The 19,680-nt window shown below is 59.0% G+C and carries 17 protein-coding genes; 4 read left to right on the top strand and 13 right to left on the bottom strand.

Features of this window, described 5'->3' with window-relative positions:
• Window positions 1–324 precede the first annotated feature (324 nt).
• The gene (locus B3I26_RS20105; RefSeq protein WP_296260228.1) at window positions 325–1,266 is read right to left on the bottom strand and encodes an alpha/beta hydrolase; all 942 of its coding nucleotides are present in this window, start codon (window positions 1,264–1,266) and stop codon (window positions 325–327) included.
• 107 nt (window positions 1,267–1,373) lie between these two features.
• Between B3I26_RS20105 and B3I26_RS20100 the strand changes: the two genes are divergently transcribed.
• Window positions 1,374–1,961 carry a DUF6436 domain-containing protein gene (locus B3I26_RS20100; RefSeq protein ID WP_296260226.1) on the top strand — a complete coding sequence of 196 codons (588 nt, stop codon included), beginning with the start codon at window positions 1,374–1,376 and terminating at the stop codon, window positions 1,959–1,961.
• Between the two features lie 73 nt (window positions 1,962–2,034).
• Here B3I26_RS20100 and B3I26_RS20095 read toward each other — a convergent pair whose 3' ends face one another.
• Window positions 2,035–2,949 carry a ParB/Srx family N-terminal domain-containing protein gene (locus B3I26_RS20095; RefSeq protein WP_296260224.1) on the bottom strand — a complete coding sequence of 305 codons (915 nt, stop codon included), beginning with the start codon at window positions 2,947–2,949 and terminating at the stop codon, window positions 2,035–2,037.
• A gap of 219 nt (window positions 2,950–3,168) precedes the next feature.
• On the opposite strand from B3I26_RS20095, the gene B3I26_RS20090 reads away from it, so the two are divergent.
• Window positions 3,169–5,556, top strand: a complete 2,388-nt coding sequence (locus tag B3I26_RS20090) for a penicillin acylase family protein (RefSeq protein ID WP_296260223.1) — start codon at window positions 3,169–3,171, stop codon at window positions 5,554–5,556.
• Between the two features lie 261 nt (window positions 5,557–5,817).
• Here B3I26_RS20090 and B3I26_RS20085 read toward each other — a convergent pair whose 3' ends face one another.
• The 8 genes from B3I26_RS20085 to B3I26_RS20050 all read right to left on the bottom strand — a co-directional run bounded on the left by B3I26_RS20085 (window position 5,818) and on the right by B3I26_RS20050 (window position 15,152).
• On the bottom strand, window positions 5,818–6,708 hold the full coding sequence (locus B3I26_RS20085) for an ABC transporter permease subunit (RefSeq protein ID WP_296260221.1): 891 nt from the start codon (window positions 6,706–6,708) through the stop codon (window positions 5,818–5,820).
• Complete coding sequence (locus B3I26_RS20080; protein WP_296260220.1) at window positions 6,705–7,625, bottom strand: ABC transporter permease subunit; 921 nt, start codon at window positions 7,623–7,625, stop codon at window positions 6,705–6,707. The genes B3I26_RS20085 and B3I26_RS20080 overlap by 4 nt, the downstream gene beginning before the upstream one ends.
• Window positions 7,622–8,764 carry a polyamine ABC transporter ATP-binding protein gene (potA, locus tag B3I26_RS20075; RefSeq protein WP_296260219.1) on the bottom strand — a complete coding sequence of 381 codons (1,143 nt, stop codon included), beginning with the start codon at window positions 8,762–8,764 and terminating at the stop codon, window positions 7,622–7,624. Before potA ends, B3I26_RS20080 begins: the two co-directional genes overlap by 4 nt.
• Window positions 8,765–8,819: 55 nt before the next feature.
• Window positions 8,820–9,914 (bottom strand): polyamine ABC transporter substrate-binding protein, encoded by a 1,095-nt coding sequence (locus B3I26_RS20070; protein WP_296260218.1) that lies wholly within the window; start codon window positions 9,912–9,914, stop codon window positions 8,820–8,822.
• Window positions 9,915–10,165: 251 nt separating this feature from the next.
• Window positions 10,166–11,263: a polyamine ABC transporter substrate-binding protein gene (locus B3I26_RS20065; RefSeq protein ID WP_296260216.1), complete on the bottom strand. Its 1,098-nt coding sequence runs from the start codon at window positions 11,261–11,263 to the stop codon at window positions 10,166–10,168.
• A gap of 255 nt (window positions 11,264–11,518) precedes the next feature.
• A complete protein-coding gene (locus B3I26_RS20060) occupies window positions 11,519–12,883 on the bottom strand; it encodes an aspartate aminotransferase family protein (RefSeq protein ID WP_296260214.1) in 1,365 nt (454 codons plus the stop codon).
• A 73-nt stretch (window positions 12,884–12,956) separates the two neighbouring features.
• Complete coding sequence (locus B3I26_RS20055) at window positions 12,957–14,315, bottom strand: glutamine synthetase family protein (protein WP_296260212.1); 1,359 nt, start codon at window positions 14,313–14,315, stop codon at window positions 12,957–12,959.
• A 48-nt stretch (window positions 14,316–14,363) separates the two neighbouring features.
• Window positions 14,364–15,152, bottom strand: coding sequence for a gamma-glutamyl-gamma-aminobutyrate hydrolase family protein (locus B3I26_RS20050; protein ID WP_296260211.1), 789 nt, complete (start codon window positions 15,150–15,152; stop codon window positions 14,364–14,366).
• Between the two features lie 277 nt (window positions 15,153–15,429).
• Here B3I26_RS20050 and B3I26_RS20045 point away from each other — a divergent pair, with 277 nt between their 5' ends.
• Window positions 15,430–16,806: a glutamine synthetase family protein gene (locus B3I26_RS20045; RefSeq protein WP_296260208.1), complete on the top strand. Its 1,377-nt coding sequence runs from the start codon at window positions 15,430–15,432 to the stop codon at window positions 16,804–16,806.
• Window positions 16,807–17,055: 249 nt separating this feature from the next.
• A complete protein-coding gene (locus B3I26_RS20040; RefSeq protein WP_296260206.1) occupies window positions 17,056–17,694 on the top strand; it encodes a TetR/AcrR family transcriptional regulator in 639 nt (212 codons plus the stop codon).
• 116 nt (window positions 17,695–17,810) lie between these two features.
• Here B3I26_RS20040 and B3I26_RS20035 read toward each other — a convergent pair whose 3' ends face one another.
• The 3 genes from B3I26_RS20035 to ssuC are packed head-to-tail and all read right to left on the bottom strand — an operon-like array spanning window position 17,811 to window position 19,671.
• On the bottom strand, window positions 17,811–18,026 hold the full coding sequence (locus B3I26_RS20035) for a TOBE domain-containing protein (protein WP_062379390.1): 216 nt from the start codon (window positions 18,024–18,026) through the stop codon (window positions 17,811–17,813).
• Between the two features lie 50 nt (window positions 18,027–18,076).
• Window positions 18,077–18,886: an aliphatic sulfonates ABC transporter ATP-binding protein gene (gene ssuB / locus B3I26_RS20030; protein ID WP_133751389.1), complete on the bottom strand. Its 810-nt coding sequence runs from the start codon at window positions 18,884–18,886 to the stop codon at window positions 18,077–18,079.
• Window positions 18,883–19,671, bottom strand: coding sequence for an aliphatic sulfonate ABC transporter permease SsuC (gene ssuC, locus B3I26_RS20025; protein ID WP_296260204.1), 789 nt, complete (start codon window positions 19,669–19,671; stop codon window positions 18,883–18,885). Before ssuC ends, ssuB begins: the two co-directional genes overlap by 4 nt.
• Window positions 19,672–19,680 lie beyond the last annotated feature (9 nt).

Below are 19,680 nucleotides of genomic sequence, written 5' to 3'. Positions count from 1 at the left end.
TGCTGCGGCAGAACATTGAATAGCGCCAAAGGCACAGCCGCCTTGATTCTGTCTGCGAGCACATAACCGAATGTCGCAAAAAACCTGCGGCTTTTGATTCTGCCCCGCAAGCACATAACCCAATCACGGCAAAGACCTGCGGCTTTGACTCTGCCCGAAGGGCGTAGGAGCGCAGCTAGCTCGCGATCGGCTGCGCAGCAGTCGTAAACCCTGCCACCCCGGCCTGTCTGACACACCGCGCCGACTGGTTTTGCTGCCGGTCCCCAGCAGATCGTCGGTAAGCCGGACTCCTACGCCCTGCGGCCAGGAGCAACAACAAAAACCTCACCCCATGCGCGGGGTCAAAAACCCGAAAAACTGCGCCCTCAACTCCGGCAGCTCATTAGCCAGATGATGCCGCGCTTCGTGCAGCATGCAGATCTGCGGATGGTCGAACTTATCGTTGAGCACTGCCAGATTGTGGCTCCAGTCCACGGTCATGTCCGACTCACCCTGCACGATCAGTGGGCTGCGTGGGCTGCGAGGAGCGTTTTCGATGCGCTCGATCCACTTCGCCAGCGCGCCTACCCAGACGGTCGGCAAACGCCGGGGCTGCAAAGGATCGGCCATCAGAAACGGCAGAAACGCGGGCGCATTGGAGTTCTCGCTGAAGCGTCGGTCAATGCCTTTGACGAAGGTGCGCAACAGGTAATAGCTGACTTTCGACCAGGTCCAGCCGCGAGGACGAACCAGCGGCGCCAGGAGAATCGCTTGCCCCTGAGCCGGGCTCTCGTTGCCATGATTGAGCAGATGATCGATAACGATTGCCCCGCCAGTGCTCTGCCCGCACAGATGCCAGGGTTTGGGTAACTGCAGGATGTCGGCTTCGGCGAACAACCGATCGAGTACCAACTGATATTCGGCAAAGTCGGTAATGCTTGCCCGAGTACCGCTGGACAGCCCATGACCTGGCAAGTCGCAGGAGATCACCGCGAAGCCCAAGTCCAGCGCCCATTCGATGACATGCCGATATAATCCCATATGGTCGTAGAAACCATGCATCAGCACCAGCGTGGCAACGGGATGTTCCGGCGTCCACAACTGGGTGACGATCTCATAGCCACCCACCTCGAAACGCCCAAGTCGGCTGCTGATCTGCCCGTCACGCCCAAGCCCGGCCAGGCTGTAGAAGCGCTGATATGCAAGCTGCTCCTGCGTGAGCGCCAGCTTCGCACTCAACGGTTGCAGGCCGGCGCGCAGGTGATCGGGGTCGAACGTGTTGGGCATCGGCATTCCACATCAGGCAAATAGAAATTCACGGGTGACGCATGCCTGTGAGTTTCTTCCGTCCTCTCAGGCGTGGCAAGCTACGTCACCCAAACCGAAGTTAGACCATGACTGCTCGTCCACTCGCTCGACGTCACACCGTATTGCTCGCGCTGACCGCCGTCATCTGTGCGGCAGCCTTATGGCTGGGCTACAGATGGTTTGAGGGTCGATACGTGCGAGCGTTCAGTGAGCAAACAGCGCTGTTTTCCGGAGACACGCTGAAGCTGCCGCCAGCGCTTGCCGGGCCGGGACGAATACGTGTGGTGCATTTCTGGGATCCGGCCTGTCCATGCAACGTTGGCAATCAGCAGCACTTGGGCGAACTGGTTGAGCGCTTCTCGGGCACTGGGAGCGTGGACTTTTATGCGCTGCGCAAGCCAGGCACTCACGGACAATTGCCGCCTGCCATGAGCGCAATCATGCCCCTGGACCATCTACCAGGGGCTGAGCGGATAACCTCAAGCCCGGCGGTGGCGATCTGGGACAGGCAAGGCAATCTCGCGTACTTCGGACCTTACAGCGAGGGGCTGGTGTGCAACTCACGGAACAGTTTTATCGAGCCGATCCTTCAAGCGCTCAAGACAGGAAGACCGGTGAATGCGACGCACACGATGGCGGTAGGGTGTTATTGCCCGTGGTCGCGGGCCAATTGATGCAGATTAGCCTACCCCTCTGTAACAGTCCGTCTGGCTGGCAATCCGGACTGCTACAAGGGTGTCAGTCCCCTCAGTGCGTATCTTTGTAATCAATCATCAGCGGCAGCTTTTCATCAGCGGTCCTGGTCAGCACTTTGTGCTTAACCGACTTGAAGCCGCCCAGCTGTTTCGCCGTCATGCCGCCGCCCACCACCTTGCTCGACGGCGGTTTGACCATCAAATCGCTCGCCGCTTGCAGCGCCCGATGATAGCCGCTGCGTTCGCTTAGGTTGTAGTCGCCAAGGTCGAGTTGACCGCGCAGCCAGTCAGCCCAGTAGAACTCCAGAAACTCCGGTGATATATCGCCCGATTTCGGCTTGCCATACGCCGCGCCGCGGACGAAATACACCAGGCTGCGCAGGATGTCGTTGTGCATCGATTGCAGCCCGACATGCGCAGGTAACTGGTCAGGGGAAATCGACTGCCCGTTGCCGTCCTTGAGCCAGACCTTGTGCGCCTGCTGCATCCGCATCCAGAAGTTTGCCTGATCGGCGCTGTCGCTGAAGACGTCGGTAATTCGCACTTTCATTTTCATCTTCGGGCCCGCGCCGGGTTGCTCCCAGAGCGTGCTGAAGGTGTGATGACCATCGGTGAGATAAAACTGGCCACCGGGGCCGACGACCACGGTTTTCATCGCTTGCGGATGCGTATTGGGCTGATCCGTGCAGGCAAAGGTTTCGGGCTTCAGCGGATCGGCGCTGTCACTGATCGTTCTGGCCTTGTCCTGACCGTTGCTTTCGCAGATCTCGTCGAAGAGCTTTTGCCGATCCCTGGCAAAGCGTTCGAGCTGGTAATAGACCTGATCGAAGCCAATGACCGCCTGGGTCGGATGCAGCTGTTCGAGGCTGACTTCGACAACGGTGCCTGCTTTCGGGCCAGTGAAGGCCAGTGCATGAGAGCAGGTCAGCGCCAGCAACACGGCCACGCTGCAGGAGGGAATTCGCATGGTTCGGGACTCTTCAGGGCGTGGACTGAGCTTAATGCATTGACCGCCTGGCACAATACGCTCGGCTGTAGCAGCACGGTCTACCGCCGCGGCCCCGCAAAACGTCAACGCTGATAAGCCGGGCGGCCCTGCGGCGTTCAGCCAGTTCATCGCGCTACACAGCCATGCGACAAATCTGTAGCCTTCCGGGCTTCCAACTGATTCTTTTCGAGCCGCCGGATGAAACGCCGCCTTTGCGTCATCGCCGTTGTAGCCATCCTGATCGCAGGTGGCGCAGCCTGGTATATCCATAGCAAGCAGCCGCTGCGCAACGGCGAGATTGCCCTAACCGATCTTCATGCGCCGGTCAGCGTGCGCTATGACGAACGCGGCGTGCCGCACATCAAGGCCGACCATCAGGACGACCTGTATCGCGCGTTGGGTTATGTCCATGCTCAGGACCGGTTGTTCCAGATGGAGATCCTCCGCCGGCTGGCCCGTGGCGAGCTGGCCGAAGTGCTCGGGCCGAAACTGGTTAACACCGACAAACTGTTCCGCAGCCTGCGGATTCGCGAGCATGCCGACGCGTACGTCGCCCGTCAGGACAAAACCACCCCCGCCTGGCAGGCGCTGCAAGCCTACCTGGACGGCGTAAATCAATTTCAGGCGACTCACCCTAAACCTATCGAGTTCGACGTGCTGGGCATCGACAAGCGGCCGTTCACTGCCGAGGACACCCTGAGCATCGGCGGTTATCTGGCCTACAGCTTCGCGGCTGCGTTTCGCACCGAGCCGCTGCTGACGTACGTGCGCGACCAACTCGGCCCGGACTATCTAAAAGTTTTTGACCTGGAATGGCAGCCTCAAGGCGCGCTGCTCCCCTCTGCAGCCCTGAGCAGCAACGATTGGAAAGGCCTCGGCGCGCTGGCGCAGCTCAGTGCCCAGGCGCTGGAAGATGCAGGTTTGCCGCAATTCGAAGGCAGCAATGCCTGGGCGGTGTCGGGCAGCCGAACGCAAAGTGGCAAGCCATTGCTGGCAGGAGACCCGCACATTCGTTTTTCAGTGCCTGCGGTCTGGTACGAGGCGCAATTGTCAGCACCAGGTTTCGAACTGTACGGACATTTTCAGGCGCTCAATCCGTTCGCCCTGCTCGGCCATAACATGGCCTTCGGCTGGAGCCTGACCATGTTCCAGAACGACGACGTCGACCTGATCGCCGAGAAGACCAACCCCGAGAATCCGAATCAGGTCTGGTACCACGGTGCCTGGACTGACATGACATCACGCCCGGAGCAGATCAAGGTCAAGGGCGAATCACCGATCGTTTTCATGCTTCGCCAATCACCGCACGGTCCCATCGTCAACGATGTCTTGGCGAACGACGGCAGCAACACGCCTGTCGCCATGTGGTGGTCGTACCTGGAGTCGGAGAACCCGATCCTGCAGGGCTTCTACGAGGCGAACCGGGCGGACACGCTGGACAAGATGCGCAGCGCCGCCGAGAAGATTCAATCGCCGGGCCTGAACGTCGTCTACGCCAACGCCAAAGGCGATATCGGCTGGTGGGCCGCCGCGCAGTTGCCCAAACGGCCAGCCGGGGTGAACCCGGCGTTCATCCTCGACGGCAGCACCGAGCAGGCGGACAAAAGCGGCTTCTACCCTTTCAGCGCCAATCCTCAGGAAGAAAATCCTGCCCGTGGCTATATCGTGTCCGCTAACTTCCAACCGGCGTCGCCCACCGGCATGGAGATTCCCGGCTACTACAACCTCGCTGAACGGGGTCGTGAGCTGGATAGGCAGTTGAGTGACGACACCGTGAAATGGAATCTGGAAAACAGCAAGGCGCTGCAACTGGGTACACGGACCGACTATGCGACGCAGATCCTCACGCCGCTGATTCCGGTGCTGCGGCGCGTCATCAGCGACCCCGAAGAGCACGACCTGATCGAACGTCTAGCGGCCTGGAAAGGCGACTATCCGGTGGATTCGGTAGGCGCGACGCTGTTCAATCAGTTCCTCTTCAACCTGAGCGACCAGGCCTTTCACGACGAGTTGGGTGACGGCATGTTCGCAACCTTGCTATCGACGCGGGTTATCGATATGGCATTGTCCCGTCTGGCCGCAGACGCACACTCGCCATGGTGGAACAATCGCAATTCCAACGAACCCGAGAGTCGGGACAACACCGTTAAAGTGGCTTGGCATGCGGCGGTCTCGCACCTCAAATCGCTGTACGGAGCGAACGCCGACGAGTGGACGTGGGGCAAGGCGCATACGCTGACCCACGAACATCCGCTGGGTCGCCAGACACCGCTGGACATGTTGTTCAACGTTGGCACGTTCGCGGCGCCCGGCACACACGAAGTACCGAATAACCTGTCGGCAGGCATCGCTGCTGCGCCTTGGCCGGTGACTTACGGGCCTTCTACAAGACGCCTGATCGACTTCGCTGACCCCGCCCATGCGCTGGGCATCAACCCGGTCGGGCAAAGCGGCGTGCTGTTCGACAAACACTACGCCGATCAAGCCAAGGCCTACATAAATGGCCAGTACATGCCGGAGCGGTTCAGTGAGGGGGATGTGGCGGGGAGTAGCAAAGAGATGTTGAAGTTGGTGCCACGTCGTTAATGCCCCAAACCTCCACGTGGATTCTCGCACGCTCCGCATGGGATGGCGCCGGTGACGCAAAAGCCTTGATAAGGCGGCGCTGCGCCGATCGGTCAACCGCTCCGCGTTCACTGCCTGGCGACGCAGAGCGCCGGGCAATGCATTCCCACGCGGAGCGTGAACTGAGATCGTCGGCAAGCCAGACTCCCACGCCCTCCGGGTCGAAGCAAAATGATCGCGCCCACGCGATTGTGGGCGCGATCATCTGTAACTACGGAGCGATCAAACCGACTCGACCACCTGCGCACGTCGCGGATCCGGTTGTTTCCAGCCATCTGCTGCCGCTTCTTCAATGGCTTGCTGGATGGCCTTTCTGCGGTTGTTTTCAGCGCGGCGGCTGAAGAACCAGACCAGGAATGTCGCGATCGACACGGCCAACAGAATCAGACTTGCAATGGCGTTGATCTCGGGCTTCACGCCCAGACGTACGGCGGAGAATACTTCCATCGGCAAGGTCGTCGAGCCGGGACCGGACACGAAGCTCGCCAATACCAAGTCATCCAGCGACAGGGCGAAGGACATCATGCCGCCCGCGGCCAGCGAGGGCGCGATCATCGGGATGGTGATCAGAAAGAACACCTTCCACGGACGCGCGCCAAGGTCCATGGCAGCCTCTTCGATGGACAGGTCCAGCTCACGCAGCCGCGCCGAAACGACCACCGCCACATACGCCGCACAGAACGTCGTGTGGGCGATCCAGATGGTGACGATGCCACGCTCCTGTGGCCAGCCAATCAACTGCGCCATCGCCACGAACAGCAGCAACAGCGACAGGCCTGTGATGACTTCGGGCATGACCAGAGGCGCTGTGACCAGTCCGCCAAAGAACGTGCGGCCCTTGAAACGCGTCACGCGGGTCAGCACGAACGCTGCCATCGTACCTAACGCAACCGCCGCTACCGAGGTGTACAAGGCGATTTCCAGCGAGCGCATTACCGCGCTCATCAGTTGCGTGTTGTCCAGCAGGCCGACGTACCACTTCACCGACCAGCCGCCCCAGACCGTCACCAGTTTCGAGGCGTTGAATGAGTAGATCACCAGAATGACCATGGGCGCGTAGATGAACACCAGGCCCAGTACCAACATCAGGTTCGAGAATCGGAAGCCTCTCATGCCTTGCCCTCCAATTCTTTAGCCTGGCTGCGGTTGAACAGAATGATTGGCACGATGAGGATCAACAGCATCACCACCGCCAGCGACGATGCCACCGGCCAGTCGCGGTTGTTAAAGAACTCCTGCCACAGCACCTTGCCGATCATCAGCGTCTCAGGGCCGCCCAGCAGTTCAGGGATGACGAACTCACCCACCACCGGAATGAACACCAGCATGCAGCCGGCGATGATGCCGTTCTTGGACAGCGGGACGGTAATTTTCCAGAAACTGTTGAAGGTGCTCGACCCCAGGTCCGACGCGGCCTCCAGCAGGCTCTGATCGTGCTTTACCAAATTGGCGTACAGCGGCAGGATCATGAACGGCAGGTACGAATAGACCACGCCGATGTAGACCGCCAGGTTGGTGTTGAGAATCTGTAATGGCTCGTTGATCACGCCCAGCCACATCAGAAAGGCGTTGAGCAGGCCGTTATTACTGAGAATGCCCATCCAGGCGTAAACGCGGATCAGGATCGCCGTCCAGGTCGGCATCATGATCAGCAGCAACAATACGGTCTGTATTTCCTTGCGTGCAATGGAGATACCGTACGCCATCGGATAGCCAATCAACAGGCACAGCAAGGTGCTGAAGAAGGCCATCTTCAACGAGCCCAGGTATGCCGAGATGTACAGGTCGTCTCCAGTCAGCAACGCGTAGTTGGCGAAATTGAGCACCACGTCGAGCTTCTGCTCGGCGTAGGTGAAGACCTCAGTGTAAGGCGGAATCGCGACGTCGGCCTCGGCGAAGCTGATCTTGATGACGATCAAAAACGGCAACGCGAAGAACAGAAAAAGCCACAGGAAGGGCACGCCGATAACCGCCTGACGGCCATTGGGCTTTATTCGATTGAACGCACGTTTGATCTTTCGGATTTTCATGAGCGCAGTACCACGCCGCTGTCGTCTTCCCACCAGACGTAGACTTCATCGTCCCAGGTTGGACGAGTGCCCTGACGCTCGGCATTGGCCACAAACGACTGCACCAGCTTGCCGGAGGGCAACTTTACGTAGAAGACCGAATGGCCCCCCAGATACGCAATGTCATGCACTTTGCCGCGCGACCAGTTATGTTCGAAGGCGGGTTGCTCGGTTGTCACCAGCAGTTTCTCTGGGCGCAGCGCGTACGTGATGTGCTTGTCTTCCACCGAAGTCGTCACCCCGTGCCCCACGTAGATGTCGCGTTCAAGCTCGGGGCTTCGGATCAGCGCGTGGCCCTCCCTGTCCTCGATGACCTCACCGTCGAACAGGTTGACGTTGCCGATGAACTCGCAGACCAGACGGCTGGTCGGGGTTTCGTAAATATCCACAGGGCTGCCGATCTGCGCGATCCAGCCCAGGTGCATGATCGCGATGCGCTGGGCCATGGTCATGGCCTCCTCCTGGTCATGGGTCACCATCACGCAGGTCACGCCGACGCGCTCGATGATCTCCACCAGTTCCAGTTGCATCTGCGAACGCAGCTTCTTGTCCAGCGCACCCATCGGCTCGTCGAGCAAGAGCAGCTTTGGCTTCTTGGCCAGCGAACGCGCCAGTGCAACGCGCTGACGCTGGCCGCCCGAAAGCTGATGCGGCTTACGCTTGGCGTACTGGGTCATCTGCACCAGCTTGAGCATTTCGGCCACGCGGGCGTCGATCTCGTTCTTGGGCAGTTTGTCCTGCTGCAGGCCGAAGGCGATGTTCTGCGCCACGGTCATGTGTGGGAACAGTGCGTAGGACTGAAACATCATGTTGATCGGACGTTCGTACGGCGGCATGTCCGTAATGTCGACGCCATCGAGAAAAATCCGCCCCTCGGTTGGCCGCTCGAACCCCGCCAGCATGCGCAGCAGCGTGGACTTGCCCGAGCCGGAACCGCCAAGCAGGGCGAAGATTTCGCCCTTGTTGATCTGCAGAGACACATCGTCCACAGCAACCGTCTCGTCGAATTTTTTCGTGACCCGATCGATTTTGACCAGTACCTGTTTCGGTTGCTGACCACCCTCAAGGGCTTTTTTGTAGGCGCCGGAGGCAACTGCCATGGGTGAAACTCCCAACTGTTTTTGCGCCCGGCCAATAGGGCCGGGCGCCAGGTCTTTATTTACCGGATTTGATCCTGGTCCAGCTGCGCGTCATCACGCGCTGGATTTTCGGTGGCAACTCGGAGTTGACGTACAACCGCTGCAGCACCTCTTGGGAGGGGTAGACCGCTTCGTCGTTGCGAATGTCCTGCTCCATCAATGTGCCCGAGGCAGGGTTCGGGTTGGCGTAACCGACCTGATCGCTGACCTTGGCGATCACCTCAGGCTTGAGGATGTAGTTGATGAAGGCATGGGCCGCCTTGACGTCTGGCGCGTCAGCCGGAATCGCCAGCATATCGAACCACAGGTTGCCGCCTTCCTTGGGAATCGAGTATGCAAGGTGCACGCCCTTGCCCGCTTCTTCGGCACGGGCCTTGGCCTGGAACACATCGCCGGAAAATCCAGCGGCGATGCAGATGTCGCCATTGGCCAGATCCGTGATGTATTTGGAGGAATTGAAATAGGTCACGTACGGACGAACTTTGAGCAGCTTGTCCTCGGCCTTCTTGTAGTCCTTTTCGTCGGTGCTGTTGGGATTGAGCCCCATGTAGTTCAGCACCGCGGGCATCATCTCGTCAGCCGAATCCAGGAAGGCGACGCCGCACTTCTGCAGCTTCTTGATGTTCTCAGGTTCAAACAGCACAGCCCAGGAGTCGATAGTGTCGACGCCCAATACTTCCTTGATCTTGTCGACGTTATAGCCGATACCGTTGGTGCCCCACAGGTAAGGCACGGCGTACTGATTGCCTGGGTCGTTTTTTTCCAGGCGCTTCATCAGCTCGGGATCGAGATTGGAGTAGTTGGGAAGTTGCGACTTGTCGAGCTTCTGAAATGCGCCTGCCTTGATCTGCTTGCCAAGGAAGTGGTTGGAGGGCACCACCACGTCATAACCGGTGTGACCGGCCAGCAGCTTGCCTTCCAGGGTTTCGTTTGAGTCGAAGACATCGTATTTGGTCTTGATCCCGGTGGCGGTTTCGAAACCCGCCAGGGTCGTGGTTCCGATGTAATCGGACCAGTTATAAATGCGGACGGTGGAATCCGCGAAGGCGCCGACGGCGAGCGTCAGGCCGGCTCCCAGTAGCAAGCCTTTGGAAAACAAAGAAATAGACACGTTTGCAGTCCTTTTTAGTGGGTGGGCCTGTTGCCCTGGCCGACGACAGTAACGACTGACTGTGACGAATCCGGCGCGCAACTTACCTTCGATAAACCCTGCTCGCAAAAAAACTTTGTACGGCGGATGTGCGTCCAGCGAACTGCGTGGCAATTCGGCTTGCCTGCATCAGCGTTTTACGAACGCCGCCGACAAGCCGGACTGCTACGGATTATGCACGTGCCGTCATTGACTGCACCTTTGGACCCGGCTTATTTGCCCGATTTGATGGTGGTCCAGGCGCGTGTCATTTCGCGTTGGGTGGCGGCTGGCAAGTCGGCAATGGCATACAACTTGGCCAGAACGTCCGCCGGCGGATAGACGCCTGGGTCAGAGGTGATGTCTTTGTCAACGAACTCGGTCGCAGCCTTGTTACCGTTCGGGAAGTGAACGGAGTTGGTGATTTCTGCCATCACCTTCGGTTGCAGCAGGAAGTTCATGAACTTGTAGGCGCCTTCGACGTTATCGGCGTCTTTAGGAATGGCGACCATGTCATAGAAGCTACCGGCCCCTTCTTTCGGAATGTTGTAGCTGACCTTGACCTTGCCACCGGCCTCTTCAGCGCGGGCCTTGGCCTGATACACGTCACCCGAGTAACCCACGGCTACGCAGATGTTGCCGTTGGCCAGGTCCGAGATGTACTTGGACGAGTGGAAGTAGGTCACCGAAGGACGAATCTTCAGGAACAGGTCCTGGGCCTTCTTGATGTCTTCCTTCTTCTGGCTGTCGGTTGGCAGGCCCAGGTAGTGCAGCGCTACCGGCAGCATTTCGGTTGGCGAATCAAGGAAGCTGATACCGCAGCTTTTCAGCTTGGCCGCGTTCTCTGGTTTAAACAGCAAATCCCAGGAATTGACCGGGGCGTCGGCGCCCAGCGCAGCCTTGACCTTTTCCGGGTTGAAGCCAATTCCGATCGAGCCCCACATGTACGGGAAAGCATGCTTGTTGTCCGGGTCGCTGATCGACACGGCTTTCAACAGCGCAGGATCAAGGTTCTTGTAGTTAGGCAGCTTGGACGTATCCAGCTCCTGGTAAACACCGGCTTTGATCTGTTTGGCGAGGAAGTTGTTCGACGGTACGACGATGTCGTAACCCGACTTGCCTGCCAGCAACTTGGCTTCCAGCGTCTCGTTACTGTCGAATACGTCATACACCACTTTGATGCCCGATTCCTTTTCGAAATCGGCAATGGTGTTTGGCGCGATGTAATCGGACCAGTTGTAGACGTGCAGAACTTTGTCATCGGCGTGTGCAGCTGCGGCCACTGCGCCCATCAGGGACAAGGCGAGGAGGGTTTTGCCAAATTTCTTCATGCGTACAGCTCCAATGTTTTATGTTAGCGGCGACTAAAACAGCCGTTAGTCTGGCAATTTCCTGGGCGGGCTTACAAGCAGAGCAGCCTGCCAAGTTGCATAACGTTCAAGGGTTTCATCTACCTGCCAATCCCCTCGCCGTCTGGATATCCACACCTCTGAGCACGTCAATACCGGTTGGCAGCAGTCCGGCTTGTCGGACAGCGGGTTGGATGACCCTACCGCCGGCAAGCCGTGCTGCAACAGGTTTCGGATTCAGCGTTGCAGTGCCTCAAGGGTCAGGTCCAGGCACTTGCGCGCTTTTTCCACTAACTCATCGATTTCGGCAAGGCTGATCACCAGTGGCGGCGCGATAATCATCGTGTCGCCCACAGCCCGCATGATCAGACCGTTATCGAAGCAGAACGTCCGGCAGATCATGCCCGCACCTTGACCGACATACCGTTGGCGAGTGGCTTTGTCTTTCACCAGTTCGATAGCGCCAAGCATGCCGACACCCCGAACCTCACCCACCAGCGGATGATCGTTCAGCTCACGCAGACGCTTTTGCAAGTATGGTGCCGTTTCCGACTTCACCCGTTCGACGATTTTCTCTTCTCGCAGAATCCGGATGTTTTCCAGACCCACCGCGGCCGCCACCGGGTGACCGGAGTAGGTGAAACCATGGTTGAAGTCGCCGCCCTCGTTGAGCACCTTGACCACTTCGTCGCGCACGATCACGCCGCCCATGGGGATGTAGCCCGAGGTCAGGCCCTTGGCAATGGTCATCAGGTCGGGTTTGAGGTCATAGAAATCGCTACCGAACCACTCACCGGTGCGACCGAAGCCACAAATCACCTCGTCAGCGACGAAGAGAATGTCGTACTTGGCGAGAATTTCCTTGATCTTCGGCCAGTAGGTGTCCGGCGGCACAATCACGCCACCGGCCCCCTGGATCGGCTCGGCAATAAACGCACCGACATTGTCGACGCCCAATTCGAGAATTTTCTTTTCCAACTGCTCGGCAGCCCACACGCCGAAATCGTCCGGGCTCATGTCGCCACCCTCTGCGAACCAGTAAGGCTGCGGGATGTGAACGATACCCGGGATCGGCAAGTCGCCCTGCTCATGCATGTAAGTCATGCCGCCCAGACTCGCGCCCGCGACGGTGGAGCCGTGATAGCCGTTCATGCGGCTGATGATGACCTTCTTGCCCGGCTTGCCCTTGATCGCCCAGTAGTGGCGAACCAGACGGAGCACGGTGTCATTGCCTTCGGAACCGGAACCGGTGAAGAACACATGGTTCATGCCATTCGGGGCAATTTCCGAGATGGCCTTGGCCAGTTGCAGCGCCGGCGGGTGAGCGGTCTGGAAAAACAGATTGTAATAAGGCAGTTCGCGCATCTGTTTGCTGGCGGCGTCAGCCAGTTCCTCGCGACCGTAACCCACGGCTACACACCACAGGCCAGCCATGCCGTCGAGAATCTTGTTGCCTTCGCTGTCCCACAGATAAACACCCTTGGCGTGGGTAATGATGCGCGGGCCATTCTCTTTAAGCTGTTTAAAGTCGCTGAACGGCGCCAGGTGGTGGTCGCTGCTGAGCGCTTGCCATTCGCGGGTTTGCGGATTGTTCGAACTCATGAATCACTCCATTGACTGGATAACACGTGCCGGGCGCCAATAACCTGCAAACACTCATTGACGCCCAGAGTCTTCAGACCGCGAAGAGCAGGAATTCCCGCTCCCACGAACTGATCACACGCTTGAAGTTTTCGTGCTCGGCGCGCTTGACCGCGACGTAGCCGGTGACAAACGTCTTACCGAGGTATTTCTCGACCGTTTTGCTGTTTTCCATCCGTTCCAGCGCGTCCTCGATGGTCAACGGCAGGCGTAGATTGCGGCGTTCATAACCACGTCCCACGACCGGCGCACTCGGATTGAGACCCTCGACCATGCCGATAAAACCGCATAGCAGGCTCGCAGCGATGGCCAGATAGGGGTTGGCATCAGCGCCCGGCAGACGGTTTTCGACCCGCCGGTTCTGCGGGGTCGCATCCGGGACGCGCAGGCCCACGGTGCGGTTTTCTTCGCCCCACTCCACGTTCACCGGCGCTGACGTATCAGGCAGGAAGCGGCGGAAGGAGTTGACGTTGGGCGCGAACAGCGGCAGCAGTTCCGGGATCAGCTTCTGCAGACCGCCGATATGCTGCAGGAACAGCTGGCTCATCGTCCCGTCTTCATTGGAGAAGATGTTCCTGCCGGTCTCGATTTCGATGATGCTTTGGTGCAGGTGCATGGCGCTGCCGGGCTCGCCGGTCATGGGCTTGGCCATGAAGGTCGCAGCCACGTCGTGCTTGAGCGCCGCCTCGCGCATGGTGCGCTTGAAAACCAGGATCTGGTCGGCCAAGGACAGGGCGTCGCCGTGACGGAAGTTGATTTCCATCTGCGCCGTGCCGTCTTCGTGAATCAGCGTGTCCAGGTCAAGGCTCTGCAGCTCGCACCAGTCGTAGACATCTTCGAACAACGGGTCGAATTCGTTCGCGGCTTCAATCGAGAAGGATTGGCGACCGGTTTCCGGGCGCCCCGAACGGCCAACCGGTGGTTGCAAAGGGTAATCGGGGTCGTCGCTGCGCTTGGTCAGGTAAAACTCCATCTCCGGCGCCACGATGGGCTGCCAGCCTTGATCGGCGTAGAGCTTGAGCACCTTCTTGAGCACGTTGCGCGGCGACAGCTCGATGGGGTTGCCCTGTTTGTCGTAGGTGTCGTGGATCACCTGTGCAGTAGGCTCGATGGCCCAGGGGACCAGGTACACCGCGTTCTGGTCAGGACGGCAGAACATGTCGATGTCTGCGGGGTCCAGCAACTCGTAATAAATGTCGTCTTCGACGTAATCCCCGGTCACGGTCTGGAGCAGTACGCTTTCCGGCAAGCGCATGCCCTTTTCGGCAATGAACTTGTTGGTCGGAGAAATCTTGCCCCGCGTGATACCGGTCAGGTCGGAGATCATGCACTCGACTTCGGTAATGCTGTGTTCTTTCAACCAATCGGTGAGCTGGTCGAGGTTGGTACTCATAAATACCTCAGGGGTTTCAGAACCGGTCGCCGTTATGGCCGCCGGGCGTTATCTGGACGCATGGGCGTCACGTCGCATTGCATGCTTTCGACAGGCATCGCCAAACGCCTGAAGAATTGAAAGATAGTCGCGGTTCTGCATCACTTGCCACTCGGGATGCCATTGAACGCCGAGTGCGAACACGTCGGCTGAAGCAAAAGGCGCGCCCGGGGGAACGGAGATCGCCTCGATCAAGCCATCGGCGGCCGTGGCCTCAACGCGCAACCCGGGCGCCAGGCGCTCGATGCCCTGACCATGAAGTGAATTGACACGAATCTCGTCGGCCAGTCCCAATCCGGCCAGCATTCCACCGGGCGCGATGTGCAGCGAATGGCTTGGCGCATATTGAATTTCAACAGGTTCGTTATCTGGCTCACGATGGTCCAGGAAGGTTCCCGTCTCATGAACCTTCTGATGCAGACTGCCGCCAAACGCCACGTTCATCTCCTGAAACCCGCGACAAATTCCCAACACCGGCACGCCGGCAGCCACAGCGGCACGAATAAGAGGTAAGGTGGTACGGTCGCGTTCAGGATCATGAGCAGTACCGGGCGCGCTGGCTGGACCGCTATAGTGGTAGGGTTCGACGTTGGATGCAGAGCCGGTGAAGACCAGCCCATCGACCACCGAGAGGATATCGGCCGGATCGATAAGCTCTGCCAGAGACGGCAGAATCAGCGGCAGGCCCTTGGCAGCAACAGCGACTGCGCGGACGTATTTGTCACCACTGACGTGATAGGCATGCGGGCCGATTTGCTGAGTGCAGGCGGCGACGCCGATCAGCGGAAGGCGAAACATGTGACCCCCGGTGTTATTGCTGTTATGGGTTGCGACCGAGCTTAGCCTTGTTCATTTTTTTACACAACAACCCCGTAAAAAATAAAATACGCCCCGATCAAGATCGCTGTTTCGGATGTCTCCAACAGCGAAAAACCGCCCTAAAGTGCGGCAAAACTGGCTTAATGGCGCCGTTTTAGGGCAAACCGGGGCTCTCTTGACTTCATCAGGGCTTTCGGATTGACTGAACCCCGTAATGCTCGATGATTGATATTTTCAACAACAAAGGTGTTGCATCATGTCGGTACCCCCGCGTGCCGTTCAGCTCAACGAAGCGAACGCGTTCCTTAAGGAACATCCTGAGGTTCTATACGTTGACCTTCTGATTGCAGATATGAATGGAGTGGTGCGCGGCAAGCGCATCGAACGCACCAGCCTCCATAAGGTTTACGAAAAAGGCATCAACCTCCCAGCTTCTCTTTTCGCACTGGATATCAATGGCTCGACGGTGGAAAGCACCGGCCTGGGCCTGGACATCGGCGATGCTGACCGAATCTGTTATCCGATCCCCGACACTCTCTGCAATGAGCCTTGGCAGAAGCGTCCTACCGCACAACTGTTAATGACCATGCACGAACTGGAAGGCGAGCCGTTTTTCGCCGACCCACGTGAAGTGCTGCGCCAGGTCGTGGCCAAATTCGATGAAATGGGCCTGACCATCTGCGCGGCGTTCGAGCTTGAGTTCTACCTGATCGACCAGGAGAACGTGAACGGTCGTCCACAACCGCCGCGCTCGCCGATTTCCGGCAAACGCCCGCACTCGACTCAGGTGTACCTGATCGACGACCTCGACGAGTACGTAGACTGCCTCCAGGACATTCTGGAAGGTGCCAAAGAGCAAGGCATCCCTGCCGACGCGATCGTCAAGGAAAGTGCTCCGGCGCAGTTCGAGGTGAACCTGCACCACACCGCCGACGCCCTTAAAGCCTGCGACTACGCAGTGCTGCTCAAGCGACTGATCAAAAACATCGCCTACGACCATGAAATGGACACCACCTTCATGGCCAAGCCCTATCCGGGCCAGGCAGGCAATGGCCTGCATGTACACATCTCGATCCTGGATCGCGATGGCAAAAACATCTTCACCAGCGAGGATCCCGAGCAGAACGCCGCATTACGTCATGCGATCGGCGGTGTGCTCGAGACCCTACCGGCGCAGATGGCGTTCCTTTGCCCGAACGTCAACTCGTATCGCCGGTTCGGTGCTCAGTTTTACGTGCCCAACTCGCCCACCTGGGGGCTGGATAACCGCACGGTCGCGGTTCGCGTGCCAACCGGCACGGCCGATAACGTGCGGATCGAACACCGGGTGGCCGGTGCCGATGCCAACCCATACCTGCTGATGGCCTCGGTGCTGGCCGGTATTCACCACGGCCTGACCAACAAGGTCGAGCCGGGGGCGCCGGTCTCGGGCAACTCCTACGAACAGCATGAACAGAGCCTGCCGAACAACTTGCGCGATGCCCTGCGCGAGCTGGACGACAGCGAAGTCATGGCCAAGTACATCGATCCGAAGTACATCGATATCTTCGTGGCGTGCAAGGAAAGCGAGCTGGAGGAGTTCGAGCACTCCATCTCCGACCTCGAATACAACTGGTACCTGCACACCGTTTGACAAGTGTGTGAAATAAAAAGAACGCTCCCAATCGCTGCGGTTGGGGGCGTTTTTTATTTTAGACGGCCGCTATTTGAAGCCCGGATCGGCAACAGGGCAGCTTGCCGGCGGCAGCGCCCTTGAAACGGCAACCACCAGCAAACCATGCGACCACAGCGTTTTCGGCACCCTTTATCAGGCGCCTCCAGGAATGCGCGCGGTTTACCCGCTCGCGTACAATGCGCCAGACTTCAACGCCGAGACGCCTCGATGACCCGCCCCGCCACACCCCGCAAACCCCGCGCGCGCAGCCAGGCCCGGATCGATTCGATTCTCGATGCGGCCCGTACGCTACTGGCGTCGGATGGCGTGGCAAGTCTGTCGATTTACAGCGTGGCCGAGCGCGCAGAGATTCCGCCCTCCTCCGTCTACCACTTCTTCTCCAGCGTCCCGGCGCTGCTCGAAGCGTTGACCGCCGATATCCACGCAGCCTTTCGCGAAAGCCTTCAGCAGCCCATCGATCACGAGCACCTTGGCCAGTGGCACGACCTTTCACGACTGGTCGAGACGCGCATGCTCAACATCTACAGTGAGGATGCCGCCGCTCGCCAGCTGATCCTCGCGCAGCACGGCCTGACCGAAGTCACCCAGGCGGACCGTCAGCACGACGTCGAGCTGGGCAACCTGATGCATGAGCTGTTCGCCAAGCACTACCAGCTGCCTGCACTGCCCGATGATGTCGAAGTCTTCGCCTTGGCCCTGGAGCTGGCCGACCGCGTCTATGCCCGCTCCGTACAACTGCACAACACCATCACCCCGCGCATGGCCGAGGAAGGCAGGCGGGTGTTCAACGCGTATCTGGGGCTGTATCTGCCACCGTTTTTGCCCAAGCGGGTCGAGGTCCGGTAGCGCCCCGCCGGACCATGCGATTACTCGCCGCCTACCCGTTTCGGTAGCCATCAAATTCCGCACAGCAAGAAACCCCGAAGGGCTCGCACCCTCCGGGGTCGTTCACAGCGCATTGATCACAACTTGGCGATCGACACCTCGGTGGATTTCACGAATGCGATCACTTCACTGCCGACCACCAGCTCCAGTTCCTTTACCGAACGGGTGGTGATGACCGACGTTACGATGCCCGAAGCGGTCTGTACGTCGATTTCGGACAGTACGTCGCCGGTCACGATTTCCTTGATGGTGCCCTTGAACTGGTTACGTACGTTGATGGCTTTGATAGTCATGGTATGGCTTCCTTTGTGAGATCAGATCCGGGGCAAGATTGCTCCCGGATTTAGTTGGCCCAACGCAACTGCGTGGGCAGCGGTGAAGTCGGTTCGGGTTCGGGCGGGCTGCCGGGAAGCGACAGCACGCGGTTGAGCACTTCGGTTTCCAGTGCGGCCAGCCGGTACGAGCCGCGCGCACGCGGCCGAGGCAATTCGACCTGCAGATCAAGGCCGATGCGGCCTTCTTCGATCAGCAGCACGCGGTCGGCGATGGCCACGGCCTCGCTGACGTCGTGCGTCACCAGCAGCACTGTGAAGCCGTGCTTTTGCCACAGGTTTTCGATCAGTTGCTGCATCTCGATACGGGTCAAGGCATCCAGGGCACCCAGTGGCTCATCGAGCAACAACAGGCGTGGCTGGTGAATCAACGCCCGGGCCAGCGCCACACGCTGCTTCTGTCCACCCGATAATGCAGCCGGCCACTCATGGGCGCGCTCGGCCAGACCTACGGCCTCCAGCGCTTCGAGCGCCTTGCCGCGCCAGTCACCGCTCAGGCCCAGGCCGACGTTGTCGATGATGCGTTTCCAGGGCAGCAGGCGCGCTTCCTGAAACATCAGGCGGGTGTCTTCACGGGCGTCGGCCAGCGATGAATTCCCGGCCAGCAATTGCCCGCTGGTCGGCTTGTCCAGGCCCGCCAACAGGCGCAACAAGGTACTTTTGCCACAGCCGCTGCGGCCGACCACGGCGACAAATTGTCCTGCCGGAATGTGCAAGTCGATATCTTTCAATACTTCCCGCGAGCCGAAGGTTTTCTTCAGCTTGCGGACTTGGAGCGGAATCCCGCGCAACAGGTTTGCCGGTTGTTGGAGATTGCTCATTGCGCGCCACCTTTAGCCACTTGATACGCCGGGTGCCAACGCAGGCAGACCCGCTCCAGACCACGCGCCGCCAGGTCTGCCAATTTGCCGAGGACCGCGTACAGCACGATCGCCAGCACCACTACGTCGGTCTGCAGGAATTCACGGGCGTTCATCGCCAGATAGCCAATGCCGGAGCTGGCCGAAATGGTTTCCGCTACGATCAGCGTCAGCCACATGAAGCCCAGGGCGAAGCGCACGCCGACCAGAATCGATGGCATTGCTCCCGGCAGGATCACGTGACGGAACAATGCAAAGCCCGACAATCCATAGCTGCGCGACATCTCCACCAGGGCCGGATCGATGTTGCGGATACCGTGGTATGTGTTCAGGTAGATCGGGAAAAGGGTGCCTAGCGCTACCAGGAAAATCTTTGCGCTCTCGTCGATTCCGAACCACAGAATCACCAGGGGGATCAGCGCCAGATGCGGCACGTTGCGGATCATTTGTACCGAGCTGTCGAGCAGGCGTTCGCCCCATTTCGACAAACCGGTGATGAAGCCCAGCGCCAGGCCAATGCTGCCGCCGATGGCAAAACCGATGCCTGCTCGCCAGCCGCTGATCGCCAGGTGGGTCCAGATTTCGCCACTGCGCACCAGCGTCACGCCTGCTTCGATGACCGCGCTGGGCGCAGGCAGGATTCGGGTGGAGAGCCAACCGGCGGTCACCGCCAGTTGCCAGATCGCCAACAACAAGACCGGTAGCAGCCAGGGCGCCAGTCTGTGAGTGATTTTTTCCACGCTCATGGAGTTGTC

The sequence above is a fragment of the Pseudomonas sp. UBA5706 genome (assembly GCF_002419965.1).
Classification (GTDB): domain Bacteria; phylum Pseudomonadota; class Gammaproteobacteria; order Pseudomonadales; family Pseudomonadaceae; genus Aquipseudomonas.
This window is presented reverse-complemented; position numbering and strand designations above follow the sequence as displayed.

Coding starts and splice junctions, on each gene's coding strand:
- B3I26_RS20105 (WP_296260228.1), bottom strand. CDS start 1,266: ATGCCCAACACGTTCGACCCCGATCACCTGCGCGCCGGCCTGCAACCG.
- B3I26_RS20100 (WP_296260226.1), top strand. CDS start 1,374: ATGACTGCTCGTCCACTCGCTCGACGTCACACCGTATTGCTCGCGCTG.
- B3I26_RS20095 (WP_296260224.1), bottom strand. CDS start 2,949: ATGCGAATTCCCTCCTGCAGCGTGGCCGTGTTGCTGGCGCTGACCTGC.
- B3I26_RS20090 (WP_296260223.1), top strand. CDS start 3,169: ATGAAACGCCGCCTTTGCGTCATCGCCGTTGTAGCCATCCTGATCGCA.
- B3I26_RS20085 (WP_296260221.1), bottom strand. CDS start 6,708: ATGAGAGGCTTCCGATTCTCGAACCTGATGTTGGTACTGGGCCTGGTG.
- B3I26_RS20080 (WP_296260220.1), bottom strand. CDS start 7,625: ATGAAAATCCGAAAGATCAAACGTGCGTTCAATCGAATAAAGCCCAAT.
- potA (WP_296260219.1), bottom strand. CDS start 8,764: ATGGCAGTTGCCTCCGGCGCCTACAAAAAAGCCCTTGAGGGTGGTCAG.
- B3I26_RS20065 (WP_296260216.1), bottom strand. CDS start 11,263: ATGAAGAAATTTGGCAAAACCCTCCTCGCCTTGTCCCTGATGGGCGCA.
- B3I26_RS20060 (WP_296260214.1), bottom strand. CDS start 12,883: ATGAGTTCGAACAATCCGCAAACCCGCGAATGGCAAGCGCTCAGCAGC.
- B3I26_RS20055 (WP_296260212.1), bottom strand. CDS start 14,315: ATGAGTACCAACCTCGACCAGCTCACCGATTGGTTGAAAGAACACAGC.
- B3I26_RS20050 (WP_296260211.1), bottom strand. CDS start 15,152: ATGTTTCGCCTTCCGCTGATCGGCGTCGCCGCCTGCACTCAGCAAATC.
- B3I26_RS20045 (WP_296260208.1), top strand. CDS start 15,430: ATGTCGGTACCCCCGCGTGCCGTTCAGCTCAACGAAGCGAACGCGTTC.
- B3I26_RS20040 (WP_296260206.1), top strand. CDS start 17,056: ATGACCCGCCCCGCCACACCCCGCAAACCCCGCGCGCGCAGCCAGGCC.
- B3I26_RS20035 (WP_062379390.1), bottom strand. CDS start 18,026: ATGACTATCAAAGCCATCAACGTACGTAACCAGTTCAAGGGCACCATC.
- ssuB (WP_133751389.1), bottom strand. CDS start 18,886: ATGAGCAATCTCCAACAACCGGCAAACCTGTTGCGCGGGATTCCGCTC.
- ssuC (WP_296260204.1), bottom strand. CDS start 19,671: ATGAGCGTGGAAAAAATCACTCACAGACTGGCGCCCTGGCTGCTACCG.